Source organism: Actinoplanes sp. NPDC023936 (assembly GCF_040639325.1).
GTDB lineage: Bacteria > Actinomycetota > Actinomycetes > Mycobacteriales > Micromonosporaceae > Actinoplanes.
In genome coordinates this window covers 22200-40006 of the sequence record NZ_JBEZZR010000019.1, presented here as the reverse complement: position 1 = coordinate 40006, position 17807 = coordinate 22200, and the positions used below count along the sequence as shown (strand labels likewise).

Sequence of the window (17807 nt, the reverse complement as noted above, 5' to 3'; positions counted from 1 at the left end):
CCGAGCGGCGGTCAGCCCATGACCGCCAAGTGGTCGCTGTAGAACAGCCCCAGGCCGATCGCCGCGCAGATCCCGGCGATGATCCAGAAGCGGACCACGATGTTGACCTCGGACCAGCCCGCCAGCTCGAAGTGGTGCTGCAGCGGGGACATCCGGAAGACCCGCTTACCGGTTGTCTTGAACGAGATGATCTGGATGACCACCGACATCGTGATGATGACGAAGAGGCCGCCGATGATGACCGACAGCAGCGTCGTCCGGGTGGCCACCGCGAGGCCGCCGATCAGGCCGCCGAGGGCCAGTGCTCCGGTGTCGCCCATGAAGATCCGGGCCGGGTTGGTGTTCCACCAGAGGAAGCCGACGCACGCCGCTGCCGCGGCTGCCGCGATCATCGCGATTTCCAGCGGATCTCGCACTTGATAGCAGTGCTGTTCGGTGAGCGCGCTGGTGGTGCGGTAGTCGTCGTCGCCGCACCAGTGGCGGTACTGCCAGAAGCCGATCAGCGAGTACGCGCCCAGCACCAGGATCGACGCGCCGGTCGCCAGGCCGTCGAGGCCGTCGGTGAGGTTCACGCCGTTCGACATCGCCATGATGACGAAGACGAAGACCATGACCGAGCCGACCTTGCCGACGTCCAGCCAGCTCACGTCGCGGATGAAGGAGATCTTCTCGCTCGCCACGGTCTGGCCGTTGGTGCTCTTGAAGTAGAGCGCCGCGATACCGAAGCCGGTGCCGATGATCAGCTGACCGAGGAGCTTGCCCTTGGCGCTGAGACCGTCCGAGTTCTTCTTCCGGACCTTCAGGAAGTCGTCGAGGAAGCCGACGGCGCCGCAGAAGACGAAGAGGCCGAGCAGGACCAGCGCGGTCATGGTCGGCTTCTCCTGCGCGATCTGCCGGTCCGGCAGGGTGGTCAGCGCCAGGTGGCCGGCCACGTACGCGAAGACCGTGGCGAGGATGAACGCCACGCCGCCCATCGTGGGGGTGCCCCGCTTGCCCAGGTGGGTCTGCGGGCCGATGGTACGGATCGGCTGTCCGGCCTTGAGCGCCGAGAAGACCCGGATCGCGATCGGGGTGCCGAACAGCGAGATGAGAAAGGCGACCGCGGCCGCGACGATGACTGCCCTCACGTGGGCTGAACCTCCTCGGGACGGCGCAGCCAGTCGGCGACGTCCCATGTGCGGTACCGGGAACCCTTGACCAGCACGACGTCGTCGGCGCGCAGGTCCTGTTTCAGAATGGCGATGGCTTCGGCCTGGTCGGCGGCGAGATGCTTGTCCGCCAGCGCGGCGGCGCCGTCCAGGATGGGGCGGGCGTTGTCGGCCACCACGATCAGGCGGTCGATGTTCAGCTCGGCGGCGAGACGGCCGACCTCGGCGTGCCCGGAGATCTCGTGCTCGCCCAGTTCGGCCATGTAGCCGAGGACCGCCGTGGTGCGCCGGCCGTCACCCATCGACGCCAGCGCGCGCAGCGCCGCCGCGGTGGAGGACGGGTTGGCGTTGTACGAGTCGTCGATCACCGTCACGCCGGCCGGGTTCTGGAAGACGTCCATGCGCCTGCCGGAGACGATACCGACCTCGCCGAGCGCGATCGTGAGCTCGTCGAAGTCCATGCCGGCGGCGAGTGCCACGGCGGCGGCCGCGAGGGTGTTGGCGACCTGGTGCCGCCCGACCACCCCGAGCGCGACGTGCCCCGACTTCCCGCCGGCTCGCAACAGGTACGACGCCCGGCCGGCCGGGTCCAGCCGCACCTCGGCCGCCTGCACGTCGGCGGTGTTCTCGCCGGTGAGCACGACGCGCGCGGATGTCCGGGACGCCATCGCGGACACCAGCGGGTCGTCGGCGTTGAGCACCGCGACGCCGTCGGCCGGCAGAGACTCCACCAGCTCACCCTTGGCGAGCGCCGTGCCCTCGACCGACCCGAACTCGCCGATGTGCGCCGCGCCCACGTTGAGCACGACACCGATGCTCGGACGGGCGATCTCGGTCAGGTAGCGGATGTGCCCGACGCCCCGGGCGCCCATCTCCAGCACCAGGAAGCGGGTCTCCGGCGTGGCCTGCAGAACGGTGTAGGGAAAGCCGAGCTCGTTGTTGAGCGAGCCGGCCGGGGCCACGGTGGGCCCGAGCCGCGACAGCAGCTGCCCGATGTAATCCTTCGTCGTCGTTTTACCGGAAGACCCGGTAAGTCCGACGACAGTCAGCTTGTCGAGATTTTTCACGACGTGGGCTGCCAGGGCCGCCAGCGCCGCCAACTGGTCCTCGACGAGCACCGAGGGCACCCCGACGTCCTTCGTCCCGAGCAGCCCAGCGGCGCCGCCGGCGATCACCCCAGCAGCGTACGAATGCCCATCGACCTTCTCCCCGTCGAACGCGACGAAGAGCCCGCCCGGTCCCACCTTGCGGGAGTCGTACTCCACCCCGCCGGTCACCGTGACGTCCGGCGCGGCGTTGACCAGCCGCCCACCGGTGATCGAGGCGATCTCGCCCAGAGTCAGAGGGATCATGAACGCTCTCCCAACGCGGCGGCCAACTCGATACGGTCGTCGAACGGCAGCACCTCGCCGTTCACCTCCTGGCCCTGCTCGTTGCCCTTGCCGAGGACGGCGATGACGTCACCGGCCGAGGCCAGCCGGACCGCCTCGCCGATCGCCGCGCGCCGGCCGGCCACCTCGATCACCTTGGCAGGCGCCGCGGCCTGCTCGGCGCCCTGGCGGACGGCGGCCCGGATGACGCCGGGATCCTCGGTGCGCGGGTTGTCGTCGGTGACGATCACCAGGTCCGCGCCGTGCGCCGCGGCGTCACCCATCAGCGGCCGCTTGCCCTTGTCCCGGTCGCCGCCGGCGCCGATCACGCAGATCAGCCGGCCGCCACGACCGGTGGCGAGCTCGCGGAGCGCGGCGAGGGCGGCGACGATCGCGTTCGGCTTGTGCGCGTAGTCCACCACGCCGAGGATCTCGCCGGGCGCGTCGACCTGCTCGAGACGGCCGGGCACGCCCTTGCACGCGGCGATGCCCCGGCCGGCCACCGTCGCGTCGATGCCCGCGCCGACCAGGACGGCGAGCGCCAGCAGCGCGTTCGCGACGTTGTGCAGGCCGGGAAGGGCGACGCCGGTCTCGACGGTGATCCCGTCCGGCCCGTGGGCGGTGAAGGTCTGCCCGAAGTCGGACGGCCGGACATCGGACGCCCACCAGGTCGCCCGCTGATCACCGCTGGCCGAGTAAGTGACCGATTTTTCCCGATTTAAGCGCATAACTGCGTCGTCATCGCGATTCAGTACTTCAACCGCCGACCTACCGTCGAAAAGCCGGGCTTTGGCCTCGAAATACTCCTCGGACGTCGGGTGGAAGTCGAGGTGATCCTGCCCGAAGTTCGTATAACCCGCCGCCGCGAACCGGATCCCGTCCGCCCGCCCCATCACGAGAGCGTGGCTGGACACCTCCATGACGACGGCGGACACCCCACGCTCCACCCCCGCGGCGAGGATCGCCTGCAGGTCGGTGGCCTCCGGCGTGGTCCGCACGCTCTTCACCACGACGTCGCCGATCCGCGTCTCCACGGTCCCGACCAGCCCGGTGACGAGCCCGGCCGCCCGCAGCCCCGCTTCCACGAGGTACGACGTGGAGGTCTTGCCGGCGGTGCCGGTTATGCCGATCATGGTGAGCCGCCGCGACGGCTCACCGTAGATCGCTGCCGAGACCGCGCCGAGCACCGCCCGCGGGTCGTCGACGACGAGCACCGGCAGCCCGGCGTCGACCGCCGCCTGCCGGCCCGCCGGGTTGGTCAGCACTGCCACGGCGCCGGCCTCAACCGCCGCCGCGATGAACTCCGCGCCGTGCCGGTTCGCACCGGGCAGAGCCGCGTACAGGTCGCCGGGGCGTACCGCCCCACTACTGTGAGTGACCCCAGTGACATCGATGTCAGCGCCCGCCGGTTCCGTGCTCAGCAACTCAGCGAGCTGCCTCAACGGGTACGGCGCGACGTTCATGGGTCGGGGAATGCCGGACACGGCGTCAGACCCTACCCCGTGCCGCACAGGTTCTCGTCAACGCCATGCGGCCGGAGTTCATGGATGGATCTTGAAAGTCGGTGGCTTCGTACCGGATGGTGGCACACGGTAATGGAGCAGTGTGTAAGACATCATCTCGCTGAAGGCCGGCGCGGCCACGTCGCCGCCGCCGCCGGTGGCGACGTCCATCGACACCGCGATCACGTACCGCGGGTTCTCGGCGGGCGCCATGCCGATGAACGAGCTGGCGTTGTGGCTGGTGTACTGCCCGTCGATGAGCATCTTGCCGGTGCCGGTCTTGCCGGCCACCCGGTACCCGGTCACGGCCGCCGCCCCGCCGGTGCCACCCTTCACGTCGACCACGGCCTCCATCATCGTCCGCAGCTGCGAGGCGACCGCCGGTTCGAGCACTTTGTGGGTTTTCGGCGCGGCGGCCGGGGTGACCTTGCCGTCGGCCCCGGAGATGGTCGCCTTGATCAGGTGCGGCTGGACGTAGGTGCCGTCGTTCGCGATCGCCCCGTAGGCCGCCGCCATCTGGATCAGGGTCGCCGAGACGCTGTGCCCGATCGGCACCGAGCCCGCGGCCGAGCCACTCCAGTCCTCCGGCCTCAGCAGCATCCCCTCGGCCTCACCCGGCATGCCCACGCCGGTGGCCTGGCCGAGGCCGAACTTCTGCTGGTACTCGTAGATCTTCTCCTTGCCGAGCTTCTCCCCGATCAGGATGGTGCCGACGTTGGAGGAGTACGCGAGCAGGCCCGGCATGGTCATCTCGGTGCCCTTGGGCTGCGGGTGGGTGTCCTCGAACGGCTCGCCGCCCCGCTCCAGCGCCGGCCCGATCTTGAGCGTGGAGTCCGGCGTGATCAGGCCTTCCTGCAGCGCCGCGCCGAAGATGAACGCCTTGTGGCTGGAGCCGGGGTCGGTGACGACGCTGGTCGGCACGTCGATCCGCTCCTGCGCGTCGGAGTCCTCCGGCTTCGCGGCGTTGTAGGACGGGTAGCTGGCCTGCGCGAGCACCTCACCGGTGCGGGCGTCGAGCACCACGGCGCCGGCCACCGTCGCCTTCTTCTTCTCCGCCTGGGCGTCGAGGAACCGCTGCACCTCGTACTGCACGTCGCGGTCGATCGTGAGCTGCAGCGAGTTGCCCGGCTTGGCGGCCGTGAACTGCTCGTACCCACCCGGGATCGGCGCGCCCAGGCTGCCCTTGCCGACCTCGAAGACCCGCTTGCCGTCGGTGCCGTGCAGCAACTCGTCGTAGCGCGCCTCCAGCCCTTCCAGGCCGTGGTGGTCGTCGCCGGTGAAGCCGATCAGGTTCGCCGCGAGGTCCTTGCCGGGCACGTCACGCCGCTCGTCGCTGTGCGTGTAGATGCCGTCGAGCTTCATCGCCTCGATCTTGTCGGCGACCGCCACGTCGACACCGCGGGCCAGGTAGCGGAACTTGAGCCAGCGGCCCAGCGACTGCTTGCGCTGCATCAGCTCGATCAGCTTGGACTGCTGGATCCGGAGCAGCGGCGCGAGCTTGGCAGCGGTGCCCGGGATGTCCTTCTGGAGCTCCGCGTTCTCCGGGTCGACGTAGACGTACCGTGCCTCCACGCTGTGCGCGAGAACGTTGCCGGAACTGTCCAGGATGCTGCCGCGCGGCGCCGGCAACTCGACAGTGCTGAGCCGGCGCTCCCGCAGCTCGAGCAGGCTGGCGGCCTCCTCCGGCGACGTCGCGACCTGGAGCACGACCAGGCGCACCCCGATCATCACGAAGAGCGAGAGCGCGAGCACGGTGCCGAGCCGCAGCCGCCGGGTGCTGTTCGCGAGCTTCGGCGGTTCCGCCGGCACCCGCTTCTCCGGTCGTCGGGCCGGCCGCTCCACCCGCCTGTCGGACCCGCGCTCCACCCGCTTCTCGGGCCTGCGCTCCGGGCGTTTCTCCGGCCGGGCGGGCTGCCGGCGCCGCGGTGCGGCTTCCGGTTCCTTCTTGGTACGGGGGACAGCTTCCTTCTTCGTACGAGGGACAGCACGCTCCCGCTCACCCCGGCGCGAGTCCGTCCCGTCGTCGGTGGCATCGCGAGCACCCTGGTTCCGGCCGCGGGCGCGCGGCGCCGTGTCGCCGCCGTCGAGCACCTGCAGAGCCGGCCGGAACGGATCAGTGGTCCGTCCGGAGCGCGGCAGCCGTCCCCGCTCGGCCACGGTCCGCCCGCGCGGCGTGTAGGCCCGCGCGTCGGAGATGCTGGACCGCCCGCGGCGACCGGTGGTCTCCTCGGGCTCGTCGGCGGGCAGGTCACGTGACGAACCGCGCCGGGGCTGAGTACCCCGGCGCGGTGTCTCGTCGTCTCGCGGCGACATGTCGGTTACCGCCCGGCGCCCGTGGTCGGCGTACCGGCGTTGTCCAGACCGCTCTGCGCGGTCACGCCCGGCTGACCGCGGCCCGGCGTCGGAATCCGGCTGATCTTGCCGTCCGGAAGCCGGATCATCGCCGGCGACTCGGCCATGACCAGCCCGAGCCGGCGCGCCGCGGCGTGCAGGTTGCCCGGGTTGGACGCCTGGATGAGCTGCTGTTCCAGGCCCTGCTGCTGCTTGTCCAGCGAGGACTGCTCCTTCTGCAGCGCGTCGAGCTGGAAGGACTGCTCCATCGTCTTCGTGTTGATCAGGAGGATGCCGAGCACACCCACGAGCACCACGGCGATCACGGACGCGGCGAAGGTCGCCCGCGGCGCCCGCATCGGCAGCGGCGGCGCGACCCACAGACGGGGACGGCCGGCGGCGACCGGCTCACCGGAGCTGACCGAAAGGTCCGTAACTTCGAGCGCCAGGGCGGCCGTGCCGTCCGCTTCGCCATTCCGCCCCATCCCGGAGCGGGGCGTGTCGGGCCGGCCGGAGGACTGGCGCACCCCCCGGGCGCCAGTTCCCTTGGTGTCACGCGGCGCGGCACGGCCCCCCGGCCGCGGCGCGTCGATTCGCTCACTCATGCTCATCCCTCCCCCTCTTCTTTTCGCCCCCGGGCGTAACCGCCCCTGTCCCCCGCGCGTTCAACCCCGGGGTTATTGCTCTTCGCGAGGCGTAGGCCCGGACATCCGGGGCCGTTCGCGGCGGCTCACCGGTGCCTGGCTGTACTTACGCCCCTGTCCCTGCCCCTGCTCCTGCTCGTCGATCCGTTCCACCGCCCGCAGCTTCACCGAGGCTGCCCTCGGGTTGGCCGTCACCTCCGCCTCGCTGGGCAGCTCGGACCCCCGGGTGAGCAGCCGCAGCGTCGGACCGGTGCCGGGCAGCTCGACCGGAAGGTCGATCGGCCCGGTGCTACGTGCCCTCTCAGCGAGCGCACGCTTCACGATTTTGTCCTCAAGTGATTGATAACTCATCACCACAAGCCGCCCCTTAGGCGCCAACGCATCCAAAGCCGCCGGAACCGCACCCTCGAGAGCGTCCAGTTCGGCGTTGACCTCAATGCGTAGTGCCTGGAACGTCCTTTTTGCGGGATTGCCACCCGTTCGGCGCGCGGCGGCCGGGATCGCATCCTTGATCAGCTCCGCCAGCCGCGCCGTCGAGGTGATCCGGGCTTTCGCCCGCTCGCGCACGATCGCCGAGACGACCCGCGGCGCGAACTTCTCCTCGCCGTACTGCCGGAGAATCCGGACCAGTTCGCCCGGCTCGTACCCGTTGACCACTTCCTCGGCGGTCACGCCCCGGGACTGGTCCATCCGCATGTCCAGGGGAGCGTCCTGCGCGTACGCGAAACCGCGGTCCGCCTCGTCCAGCTGCAACGAGGAGACCCCGAGGTCGAACAGTCCGCTGTGGATCGCCGGGATGCCGAGCTCGGCCAGAACCCTCGGCAACTCGTCGTAGACCGCGTGCACCAGATGCGTCCGCCCGGCGAACCGGGTCAGCCGGTGCCGCGCGTGAGCGAGCGCCTCGGTGTCCCGGTCGAGGCCGACCAGGACGATGTCCGGGTACCGCTCGAGGACTGCCTCGGCGTGCCCGCCGAGACCCAGCGTGAAGTCGACGTGGACGGCGCCCGGCAACTGCAGTGCGGGAGCGAGCAACTCAAGACAGCGCTCGAGCAGCACCGGCACGTGTGTGCCTCGCGGCTCCCCCATTACGACCCCCATTGCCTGCCCGTTCGCGTCTCACCCAGGTGTTGCTCGTTCGCCGTACCGGCCCGGCCGCCCGTCCGTACCGCCAGATCCCCATCCGCTCGTGTCCCGTGCCGGGCTGTCCCATAGCGGGACGGCCGGCCCCGGACACGCGCCTGGCGCCGGGGAAGAGGCGCCAGGAGCGGGAGCGGCTGGAGATCTCGCAGTACGGCGGCAGTGGCGTCCGGGCCGCGTTGCGGCCACCGAGGTGCCACGCCTTACAGTCCGCCGGGCAGCACCCCCTCCTCGATGTCGGCGAACTCTTCCTCGCTCGCCGTGAGGTAGTCGTCCCAGGCCTGCTTGTCCCAGACCTCGACCCGGGTGCTCGCCCCGATCACCACGAGGTCGCGGCCGAGACTCGCGTACTCCCGCAAGTGCGCCGGGATCGTCACCCGGCCCTGCTTGTCGGGCACCTCGTCGTGCGCGCTGGCGAAGAACACCCGGCTGTAAGCCCGGGCGGCCTTGTTCGTCACCGGCGCCTCACGGAGCTGACCGGCGATGCGCTGGAACTCCGGCATCGGGAACACGTACAGACAGCGCTCCTGCCCCTTCGTGATCACGACACCTCCCGCCAGCTCATCACGGAACTTCGCCGGGAGGATCAGCCGGCCCTTTTCGTCCAGGCGCGGGGTGTGCGTGCCGAGGAACATCGGCCAACCCCCCTTGCCGTGGCGTCGCACTCCTTCGCGGTGGAGCGGTCTCGCCTGTCAACTCGGGCCGACAGTCCCGGTTCATTTCCTCGGTCCTGCCACTGCGCCCCACTCTACTCCACTTCCCTCCACCTGCAACCCGAATGGAGCCGCTCGCGAGCCCTTTTCGCGGACGTATTCCCAGTTCACAGGCGGTGCCCCCAAGTGGAGGGCCGAACCATGATCGACGGAGTCTCGTTTCCGACATCGAGCCCAGCCGGTCCGAAAGCTCCCTGTTCAAAGTGTGGGAGGCCACCCTTCACCGCAAAGGTGGAGCAAAGTGGAGCCCCCAGGTGGAGCAAAAGTGAGCCCCCCAGGTGGAGCAAAACGGAGCCGCCAAATCCCGAGCCGTAGCGCACACAGGTATCGCGCCACCCCACCCCCGCGAGCCGTAGCCCACGCAGGTACCGCGCCACCCCACCCCCGCGAGCCGTAGCCCAGGCGGGTAAAAGCCCTGTGATCACAGGCCTCAGCTACGGCCCGGCGCCGCGAGCCGTAGCCCGCGCAGGCAACAACCCCGTGATCACAGGCCCCAGCTACGGCCCGGCATCGCCAGCCGTAGCCCCGACAGGCAACAGGCCCTTGATCACAGGCCTGAGCTACGGCTCGCCCACCCGGGGCCGCCCGAACCGCCGGCGATCACCCGGCGAGCCCGTAGCGCGTGCCCATGCACCGGTAGCGAAACCCGCCGGACGGCCCGGACCACCCACCCGGCCGCGCGGACTCACGGGAACGGCTCGTCTGCGGCGGGGAACGGGGTCACCCGTACCCGAAAAAGAAACGCCTGTGGGGCGTGACCCATCATCGGGCCACACCCCACAGGCGTGATCAACGGCTACGGCGCCACCACGCCGCGTGCCGGTCCTTCCTTACTTACTACAGACGTCACCCAACTACAGGCGACACCCAACTACAGACGTCAGGCGACGAGACGCCGGACGACGTAGTTCTTGCTCCAGATCTTGTGCTTGCCGACCCGGGCGCCGGTGTGCGGCGAGTCGTAGATGTAGCCGTTACCGGCGTAGATGCCGGCGTGGTAGCCGTACGACCCGTTGCGGAAGACGATCAGGTCGCCGACCTTCTTCTTGCTCTTGCTGACGCTCTTGCCGTACTTCTGCTGCGAGTTCGCCTTGTGGGGCAGCGACTTGCCGGCTGCCTTCTTGTAGACGTACTTGGTGTAGCCCGAGCAGTCGAAGCGCTTGGGGCCCGACGCGCCGTACTTGTACAGGGCGCCCTTGTGCTTCTTCGCCTCAGCGAGGATCTTCGCGCCGCTGGCCTTGACGGTGATCTTCGTCTTGCCGGTGCTCGCGGTGCTGAAGCCGGAGCCCGTGAAGAGGGTCCGGATGTAGTACGTGTTCTTGGGGGCGTACTTGAGGGTGACCGTCCCGTTCTGGTTCTTGACGGTCTCGGTGTCCCACGTCTTCCACTTGCCGCCGACCAGGCCCTGGAGCCGGACCGTGCCCTTGGCGACCTTGCCGGTACGCGGGTCGATGACCTTGGCGGTCACCTTGAGGGTGGAGCCCCAGGGGAGCTTCCGGGTGCTGGCCTTGGCGGTCAGCTTGGGCTTGACCTTCGCGGCCGCCGCGGAAGCGGCGACCTTGACGACCGGGGTGGTGCTGGCCGCGACCGCGGGAGACGCGGTGACCAGCTGCCCGGCGCAGAGGCAGAGACCCAGAGACAGTGCGACTGTGCCGGCGCCGCGAGACACGCGGCTGCCACGGCGCGAACTGTGTTCGTGCACGGTAGAGATATCCCTCCGGCACGCCTGCGAGGTTAGCTGTCGGGTTCGGGCGGGAAGGTGTGCCCGGTCGCTAGGCGACTTCACCCCGAGGCCGGTGTGGAGCTGAACCGGCCGGTTATGGGTCCCCCGTCCCTGCCCCCTGATGCCTTGTGTGTGGTTCCGGTGTTGCGGTGGTCGCACCGTCCAGCTCGGGGCAGGGCTCGGCGTGGGCCGGGCTGGTGCGAGCCGGATGCGTTTGCACCCGGCCCAACCTTGGTACCCGACCTTCCGCGTGATCGTCAGGGCCGAAAATGTCACGCACAGTAATTGGCACACATGTCGGTGTCCGGTTTGTTACCGCCCGGAGACAAATGCCATTACCCCTTGGGGTCGTCCGAACACGATCAGTCGAAGGTTACGGGTGAAACAGAACACACAATTCTTCGGCCGCCAACCCGGAACCCATGTCAAAACGTTGAGAGCGGTACAAACACAAGTCGCATCCGATCTTGACCGGACGGCAACTCGACGTAACCTTTCGGTCCGGTACCCTCGCTGGCGTGACGGACGGGAAGATGCCTCTTATCGCCAAGGTCGCGACCACTGCGTCGAAGACCGCCGCGGCGCTCTCCAGGGCTGCTGGACGCGGCGACGGCTCGGTCATCGGCGGCTGGATCGGCCTCAAGATCGACCCCGACCTGCTGGCCCACCTCTCGTCCGGCCGGGCTGTGGCGCTCGTCTCCGGGACCAACGGCAAGACCACCACGACGCGGCTCACCGCCGCGGCGGTCGGTGTGCTCGGCCGGGTCGCCACGAACTCATTCGGCGCGAACATGCCGACCGGCCACACCTCGGCGCTGGCGAAAGAGGGACACACCCCGTTCGCCGTCCTCGAGGTCGACGAGCACTATCTGGCCCAGGTCATCGAGGCCACCCGCCCCAAGGTGGTGGCCCTGCTCAACCTCTCCCGCGACCAGCTGGACCGGGCGAAGGAGGTGGCGATGATGGCGCAGCTGTGGAAGACCACGCTCGCCAGCCACCCCAACATCAAGGTCGTGGCGAACTCGGACGACCCGATGGTCGTCTGGGCCGCCAGCAGCAGCCCGCAGGTGACCTGGTTCAGCGCCGGCCAGCGCTGGCTCGACGACTCGTTCGTCTGCCCGGAGAGCGGCCATCCGATCGAGCGCGCCAACGGCGACTGGTGGTGCACCGGCTGCCCGCTGCGCCGGCCCCGCGCGCACTGGTCGGTCGAGGACGAGGGCGTGATCGACCCGCGCGGCGACTGGCACCTGGTGAAACTTCAGCTTCCCGGCAAGGTGAACATCGGCAACGCGGCCACCGCGCTCGCCGTCGCCGCCGAGTTCGGGGTGCGCCCGATAGAGGCGCTGCCCCGGCTCTCCCGGGTGACGTCGATCGCCGGGCGGTACGCGCAGGTCGACCGGGACGGCCGCAACATCCGGCTGCTGCTCGCCAAGAACCCGGCCAGCTGGCTGGAGGCGTTCGACATGGCGGAGCACGCGCCGACACTGCTCTCCATCAACGCCCGCGACCCCGACGGCTTCGACACCTCGTGGCTGTACGACGTCGACTTCTCACCACTGCGCAACCGCCCGGTGCTGATCACCGGCGACCGCGCCTACGACCTGGCCGTCCGGCTCCAGGTGAACCAGGTGCCGTTCCGGCACGTACAGAGTTTCGACGAGGCGCTGCGGGCCGTTCCGCCCGGCCGACTCGAAGTGATCGCCAACTACACGGCGTTCCAGGACATCCGAGCGGAGTTGGACCGTGTCAACTGAGAGCCTCCGGATCGTGTGGATCTACCCCGATCTGCTGTCGACCTACGGCGACCGGGGCAACCTGTCGATCCTGGCCCACCGGGCGGCCGCCCGCGGCATCCCGGTGGAGACCTACGAGGTCCGTTCCGACCAGCAGATGCCGACCTCGGCCGACATCTATCTGATCGGTGGCGGCGAGGACGGCCCGCAGGCTCTCGCCGCGCAGCGCCTGCTCACCGACGGCGGCCTGCACCGGGCCGTCAACCAGGGCGCCGCCGTCCTGGCGATCTGTGCCGGTTATCAACTTTTCGGGCACTCTTTCTTCGCAAAAGGGGCGAAGTGCTCGGGTCTCGGTTTGCTCGACATAACCTCGGACCGGGGTGTCACCCGGGCGGTCGGAGAGCTGCGCGGTGACATCGACTCGCGACTCGGTCTGCCCCCGCTGACCGGCTTCGAGAACCACGGCGGGCGCACCCACCTCGGTGCGCACGCGGCCCCGCTCGCCCGCGTCACCGCGGGCGTCGGCAACGACGGCCAGACCGAGGGCGCGTGGGCCGGCAAGATCCTCGGGACGTACTCGCACGGCCCGGCGCTCGCTCGCAACCCAGCTATAGCCGATCTGCTACTGCGCTGGTCAACCGGCGCGGATAGGCTTGCGCCCCTGGACGACACGTGGGCCGACCGGCTACGCCAGGAGCGGCTGGAAGCTGCAAGCGCCGTTTGATTTTTTACGGAATCGACGACAGTTGGGGCGGTAGGCCTGCATGACCGACATCCTGATCGCCCCGCGGGGCGCAGTTCAGAACTCCGCGGACCCTCAGGACGCCCCTCCGATCACGTGGAAGCGTCGTCTCATCCGGTTCGGCATGCTCGGCGGCGTGGTGGGCGCCCTCGCGGTCGCGGCCGCCACGCTCCCGCTGCGGGAGATCGGCGCCAGCGTCGAATCCCTCGGCGCGGCCGCCCCCGCCGCCGTCGCGGTGATCGGCGGCCTGCTCCTCTCGGTGCTGGTCCCGCGCACCGCGATCACCCTGCTCTGCGGCCTCCTGCTGGGCGCCGCCACGGGCGCCCTCGCCGCCCTGGCCGCAGCGATCATCGCGGCGACGGCCACGTACTACGCGGGCCGCTGGGCCGGCCGCGGCGCCCTGAAGGCCCGCGCCGGCAGCAGACTGGACCGTCTGGACGGCTGGCTCAACCGCCGAGGCCTCTCCGCCGTCCTGCTGGTCCGTTTCCTCCCGCTCGCCCCGTTCGGCCTGGTCGGCTACGCCTACGGCACCACAAGCGTCTGCCGCAAGCGCTACCTCCTCGGCACCACGATCGCCGCCATCCCGTCGACTGTCACCTACGCCGTGATCGGCGCCGCGGTGGCCGCCCCGGGCGAGATGAACGCGGCAACCCTCGCCCCCGCGGCGATCGGCTTCGCCATCTCCACCGCGATCGTCCTCCGCTGGCGCTACACCTCCCGCCGCGCCGCCACAGCCGCCGCTGCCGTCCCGGCCTGATCGAGCGCCTTTTTCGCCCGCCCCCGCGTCTCTCTCACGGCCCGGCCCCGGTCACCCACCGGTTGGCCGGGCTGAGGCGTTCCGCCGGCGGCTTTCCTTCTCATTACGCGCCACAACTCCCCAACCGCACCCCACCGTCCCCGGGCTATCGCCACCTGACGGCCCCTTCCGCCGGCGCCCGCCACCGCCGGCCCCGGCGCCCCCTCACCCCGAAGGGCCCCGGCGGGCCCCGGCGTCCCCTCACCCCGGAGGGCCCCGCGTCCCCTCACCCCGCAGGGCCCCGCCGTGCCACCCACAGGGGTCCCGCGGGTGGTGACGGTCAGCGCCCGCGTCGCAGGTTCGTGCGCACAGCACTGACCTTGCCGGCTGATCGACGAACCGTCGCCCGGTAGGGACGTGAGGTGGCGCCGCCCGGTTGTCGATCGTGGAGCGGTCCGGGCGGGCTGGCGCTCAGTGCTCTCCAGACAGGTAGCCGGCAACGCTGGTGACCAGCTCGTCGTGCCCGGCTGGCTGCCAGTGTCCTCGCCGGCTCGCCGGAGCAGCACTGAGCGCCAGCCGGACCACGCCCTTCCACGATCCACACCACCCGAGAACAGCACTCACGACCAGCTGGCCCGGCTGGTTGTGAGTGCTCCGGACGCGTCAACGTTGCCGGGGGCAGGGTTCATCGCCGCTGCGGGGGGCCAGCCGACGACCAGGGCCGGGACGCCGCCTATCAGCGCGAACCGTCGTCACCCAGCGTGCCGGCATCCGCGGTCAACCCCGCGCTGCACGGAAACCCGCGGACGCCCCAGGCCCTGCAGAATGACGCAAACCCCCAGCGCTCCACGGTCAGCGGCGACCGACCGTGACGCGCGGCCGCATCGGCGCACTACCGGGTGCGGCCGCATCGGCGCACTACCGGGCGGCGGGCATCAGCCAACAGGGTCAGTGCTCCCGAGCGCCCGATTCGTGAACCCTGCGCGCCAGCCGGACCAGCTGGTTCGCAGGGTGGAACCCGCGGCGGCCTCTTCAGCCGGGAGGCCGCCCCCGGCACGCTCAGCGGCGCGCGTTCCAAGAGCATCCGCCGATTCAGCGTCGCGCGATCCAGCCCCGTTCCCCGGGCATCGAAGCAAACGGCCCGCCGCGCCGAAGCGCGACGAGCCGTGCTGCACAACAGCTGTCAGACGACGACCGAGACCAGGCGGCCCTTCACCACGATGACCTTCTTCGGCTCCCGGCCGGCCAGCGCCTCCGCGACGGCGGCCAGCGCGGCCGAGCGGACCTCCGCCTCAGCGGTGTCCGGCGACACCTCGACCCGGCCGCGCACCTTGCCGTTGACCTGCACCGGGTAGGTGATCGAGTCGGCGACCAGCTGGGCCGGGTCGGCGACCGGGAAGTCGGCGTAGGCCAGCGTCCCGGTGTGGCCCAGCTTGCCCCACAGCTCCTCGGCCAGGTGCGGCGCGAACGGGGACAGCATCAGCACCAGCGGCTCGACCGCCTCGCGGGACACGGTCGGCAGCGGGGTCAGCGTGTTCGTCAGCTCGATCAGCTTGGCGATCGCGGTGTTGAACCGCAGCTCGGCCATGTCCTCCCGGACACCGGCGATGACCTTGTGCAGGACCTTGCGGGTCTTCGGGTCCAGCGGCTCGTCGGTGACCCGGGTGGCGCCGGTCTCCTCGTCGACGACCAGACGCCAGGCACGCTGCAGGAAGCGCTGCGAGCCGACGACGGCACGGGTCTCCCACGGGCGGGAGACGTCCAGCGGGCCCATCGCCATCTCGTAGACCCGGAACGTGTCGGCCCCGTACTGATCGCACATCTCGTCGGGGGTGACGACGTTCTTCAGCGACTTGCCCATCTTGCCGTACGAGCGGGTGACCTCCTGCTCGCCGTAGAAGTACTTGCCGTCGCGCTCGACGACCTCCTCGGCGGGCACGTAGAAGCCACGGTCGTCCTGGAAGGCGTACGCCTGGATGTAGCCCTGGTTGAACAGCTTCCGGAACGGCTCGAACGACGAGACGTGACCCAGGTCGAACAGCACCTTGTGCCAGAAGCGGGCGTACAGCAGGTGCAGCACGGCGTGCTCGACGCCGCCGACGTACAGGTCGACGCCACCGCAGTCACCGGCCGCCTCGGGGCCCATCCAGTAGGCCTCGTTGGCCGGGTCGACCAGCTGGGAGTCGTTGTGCGGGTCCAGGTAGCGCAGCTCGTACCAGCAGGAGCCGGCCCACTGCGGCATGGTGTTGGTCTCGCGGGTGTACATCTTCGGGCCGTCGCCCAGGTCCAGCTCGACCTGCACCCAGTCCTTCTTGCGGGACAGCGGCGTCTCCGGCTCGGTGTCCGCGTCGTCGGGGTCGAAGGTGCGCGGCGAGAAGTCGTCGACGTCGGGCAGCTCGACCGGCAGCATCGACTCCGGCAGCGCGATCGGCAGGCCGCTCTCGTCGTAGACGATCGGGAACGGCTCGCCCCAGTACCGCTGCCGGCTGAACAGCCAGTCCCGCAGCCGGTAGGTGGTGGCGCCCCGGCCCTTGCCGTTCTCCTCCAGCCAGGCGATCATCGCGGCCTTCGCCTCGGCGACGCCCTGGCCGTTCAGCCAGTCGCTGTTGATCGCCGGTCCGTCGCCGGTGAAAGCCCCTTCAAAACCTTCAGGAGCTTCCACGGTACGGATGATCGGCAGCTCGAAGACCTCGGCGAAGGCCCAGTCCCGCTCGTCCTGGCCGGGCACCGCCATGATCGCGCCGGTGCCGTAGCCGGCCAGCACGTAGTCGGCGATGAAGACCGGCACGCGGACCCCGTTGACCGGGTTCACCGCGTACGCGCCGGTGAAGACGCCGGTCTTCACCTTGCCGTCGGCGGTCCGCTCCTCCTCGGTCTTCGCGGCGGCCGCCGCCTGGTACGCCGCGATCGCCTCGGCCGGGGTCGCGTGACCGCCGGTCCACTTGGCGTTGGTGCCGGCCGGCCACGCGGCGGGCGTGATCACCGGGACCAGCTCGTGCTCGGGCGCCAGCACCATGTAGGTCGCGCCGAACAGGGTGTCCGGACGGGTGGTGAACACGGTGATCGTCTCGGACCCGACCGGGAAGTCGACGTGGGCGCCACGGGACCGGCCGATCCAGTTGCGCTGCATCAGCTTGACCGGCTCCGGCCAGTCCAGCGTGTCCAGGTCATCGACCAGCCGGTCACCGTACGCGGTGATCCGCATCATCCACTGCTTCAGGCTGCGCTTGAAGACCGGGAAGTTGCCGCGCTCGCTGCGGCCGTCCGGCGTGACCTCCTCGTTGGCCAGCACGGTGCCCAGCCCGGGGCACCAGTTGACCGGCGCCTCGCTCATGTAGGCCAGGCGGTGGTCGTCGATCCGCTTGCGGCGCTCGTCCGGGGACAGCTCCGCCCACTCCGGGTCGGAGGTCTCGAACCGCTCGATCAGCTCACTGATCGGCCGCGCCTTCTTCAGCTCCGGGTCGAACCAGGAGTTGAAGACCTGCAGGAAGATCCACTGGGTCCAGCGGTAGTACTCCGGGTCGGTCGTCGAGAACGAGCGCCGTTCGTCGTAGGCCAGGCCCAGCCGGCGCAGCTGCGACTTGTAGCGCTCGACGTTCGCGGCGGTGGTGACCGCCGGGTGGGTGCCGGTCTGCACCGCGTACTGCTCGGCGGGCAGGCCGAACGCGTCGAAGCCCATCGGGTGCAGCACGTTGTAACCGGCCATCCGCTGGAAGCGGGTGTAGCAGTCGGTGCCGATGTATCCCAGCGGGTGGCCGACGTGCAGGCCCGCGCCCGACGGGTACGGGAACATGTCCTGCACGTGCAGTTTGGGGGCGCCGGCCCGCGGGTGCGTGGGGTCGGCCAGCTCGCCGACCGGGTTGGGTGCCTGGAACGTCCCGTTCTCGGCCCAGTAGGCCTGCCAGCGCAGCTCGATCTCACCGGCCAGCGCGGCGGTGTAACGGAACGGCGGGGTCTCGGTCTCGCTCATCTTCACCATCTCGTCTAAGTAAGTCGGGCGGGTCGGGCGCTCCAGGGCATAAAAAAGC

General features: G+C 70.0%; 12 protein-coding genes and 1 riboswitch. Of the genes, 3 read left to right on the top strand and 9 right to left on the bottom strand.

Annotated elements, in window-relative coordinates; genetic code table 11:
* Positions 1-11 precede the first annotated feature (11 nt).
* From mraY to AB0F72_RS23725, 8 genes are all read right to left on the bottom strand, one after another.
* Positions 12-1127 carry a phospho-N-acetylmuramoyl-pentapeptide-transferase gene (gene mraY / locus AB0F72_RS23760; protein ID WP_360435145.1) on the bottom strand — a complete coding sequence of 372 codons (1116 nt, stop codon included), beginning with the start codon at positions 1125-1127 and terminating at the stop codon, positions 12-14.
* The gene (gene murF / locus AB0F72_RS23755; RefSeq protein ID WP_360435143.1) at positions 1124-2500 is read right to left on the bottom strand and encodes a UDP-N-acetylmuramoyl-tripeptide--D-alanyl-D-alanine ligase; all 1377 of its coding nucleotides are present in this window, start codon (positions 2498-2500) and stop codon (positions 1124-1126) included. Before murF ends, mraY begins: the two co-directional genes overlap by 4 nt.
* Positions 2497-3981, bottom strand: coding sequence for a UDP-N-acetylmuramoyl-L-alanyl-D-glutamate--2,6-diaminopimelate ligase (locus AB0F72_RS23750; protein WP_360435344.1), 1485 nt, complete (start codon positions 3979-3981; stop codon positions 2497-2499). Before AB0F72_RS23750 ends, murF begins: the two co-directional genes overlap by 4 nt.
* 78 nt (positions 3982-4059) lie before the next feature.
* Positions 4060-6333: a penicillin-binding transpeptidase domain-containing protein gene (locus AB0F72_RS23745; RefSeq protein WP_360435141.1), complete on the bottom strand. Its 2274-nt coding sequence runs from the start codon at positions 6331-6333 to the stop codon at positions 4060-4062.
* Positions 6334-6338: 5 nt separating this feature from the next.
* Entirely contained in the window at positions 6339-6956 is a 618-nt protein-coding gene (locus tag AB0F72_RS23740; protein WP_360435139.1) for a hypothetical protein, read from the bottom strand.
* A gap of 72 nt (positions 6957-7028) precedes the next feature.
* Positions 7029-8093 (bottom strand): 16S rRNA (cytosine(1402)-N(4))-methyltransferase RsmH, encoded by a 1065-nt coding sequence (gene rsmH, locus AB0F72_RS23735; RefSeq protein ID WP_360435137.1) that lies wholly within the window; start codon positions 8091-8093, stop codon positions 7029-7031.
* A 242-nt stretch (positions 8094-8335) separates the two neighbouring features.
* Positions 8336-8767, bottom strand: coding sequence for a division/cell wall cluster transcriptional repressor MraZ (gene mraZ / locus AB0F72_RS23730; RefSeq protein ID WP_014441632.1), 432 nt, complete (start codon positions 8765-8767; stop codon positions 8336-8338).
* Positions 8768-9725: 958 nt separating this feature from the next.
* The gene (locus AB0F72_RS23725) at positions 9726-10514 is read right to left on the bottom strand and encodes an NlpC/P60 family protein (RefSeq protein ID WP_360435135.1); all 789 of its coding nucleotides are present in this window, start codon (positions 10512-10514) and stop codon (positions 9726-9728) included.
* Positions 10515-10553: 39 nt separating this feature from the next.
* Positions 10554-10722, bottom strand: a riboswitch (cyclic di-AMP (ydaO/yuaA leader).
* A gap of 379 nt (positions 10723-11101) precedes the next feature.
* Between AB0F72_RS23725 and AB0F72_RS23720 the strand changes: the two genes are divergently transcribed.
* The 3 genes from AB0F72_RS23720 to AB0F72_RS23710 are packed head-to-tail and all read left to right on the top strand — an operon-like array spanning position 11102 to position 13800.
* On the top strand, positions 11102-12322 hold the full coding sequence (locus AB0F72_RS23720; protein ID WP_360435343.1) for a MurT ligase domain-containing protein: 1221 nt from the start codon (positions 11102-11104) through the stop codon (positions 12320-12322).
* On the top strand, positions 12312-13025 hold the full coding sequence (locus AB0F72_RS23715; protein ID WP_360435133.1) for a glutamine amidotransferase: 714 nt from the start codon (positions 12312-12314) through the stop codon (positions 13023-13025). Before AB0F72_RS23720 ends, AB0F72_RS23715 begins: the two co-directional genes overlap by 11 nt.
* Positions 13026-13065: 40 nt before the next feature.
* Positions 13066-13800, top strand: coding sequence for a VTT domain-containing protein (locus AB0F72_RS23710; RefSeq protein WP_360435131.1), 735 nt, complete (start codon positions 13066-13068; stop codon positions 13798-13800).
* Between the two features lie 1162 nt (positions 13801-14962).
* Here AB0F72_RS23710 and leuS read toward each other — a convergent pair.
* The gene (leuS, locus tag AB0F72_RS23705; protein ID WP_360435129.1) at positions 14963-17749 is read right to left on the bottom strand and encodes a leucine--tRNA ligase; all 2787 of its coding nucleotides are present in this window, start codon (positions 17747-17749) and stop codon (positions 14963-14965) included.
* Positions 17750-17807: the final 58 nt, after the last annotated feature.

Bases quoted from the DNA above. Each gene is read 5' to 3' on its own strand.
- AB0F72_RS23740 (WP_360435139.1), bottom strand. From the start codon at position 6,956: ATGAGTGAGCGAATCGACGCGCCGCGGCCGGGGGGCCGTGCCGCGCCG.
- AB0F72_RS23710 (WP_360435131.1), top strand. From the start codon at position 13,066: ATGACCGACATCCTGATCGCCCCGCGGGGCGCAGTTCAGAACTCCGCG.
- AB0F72_RS23745 (WP_360435141.1), bottom strand. From the start codon at position 6,333: ATGTCGCCGCGAGACGACGAGACACCGCGCCGGGGTACTCAGCCCCGG.
- murF (WP_360435143.1), bottom strand. From the start codon at position 2,500: ATGATCCCTCTGACTCTGGGCGAGATCGCCTCGATCACCGGTGGGCGG.
- rsmH (WP_360435137.1), bottom strand. From the start codon at position 8,093: ATGGGGGTCGTAATGGGGGAGCCGCGAGGCACACACGTGCCGGTGCTG.
- mraZ (WP_014441632.1), bottom strand. From the start codon at position 8,767: ATGTTCCTCGGCACGCACACCCCGCGCCTGGACGAAAAGGGCCGGCTG.
- AB0F72_RS23720 (WP_360435343.1), top strand. From the start codon at position 11,102: ATGCCTCTTATCGCCAAGGTCGCGACCACTGCGTCGAAGACCGCCGCG.
- leuS (WP_360435129.1), bottom strand. From the start codon at position 17,749: ATGAGCGAGACCGAGACCCCGCCGTTCCGTTACACCGCCGCGCTGGCC.
- AB0F72_RS23750 (WP_360435344.1), bottom strand. From the start codon at position 3,981: ATGAACGTCGCGCCGTACCCGTTGAGGCAGCTCGCTGAGTTGCTGAGC.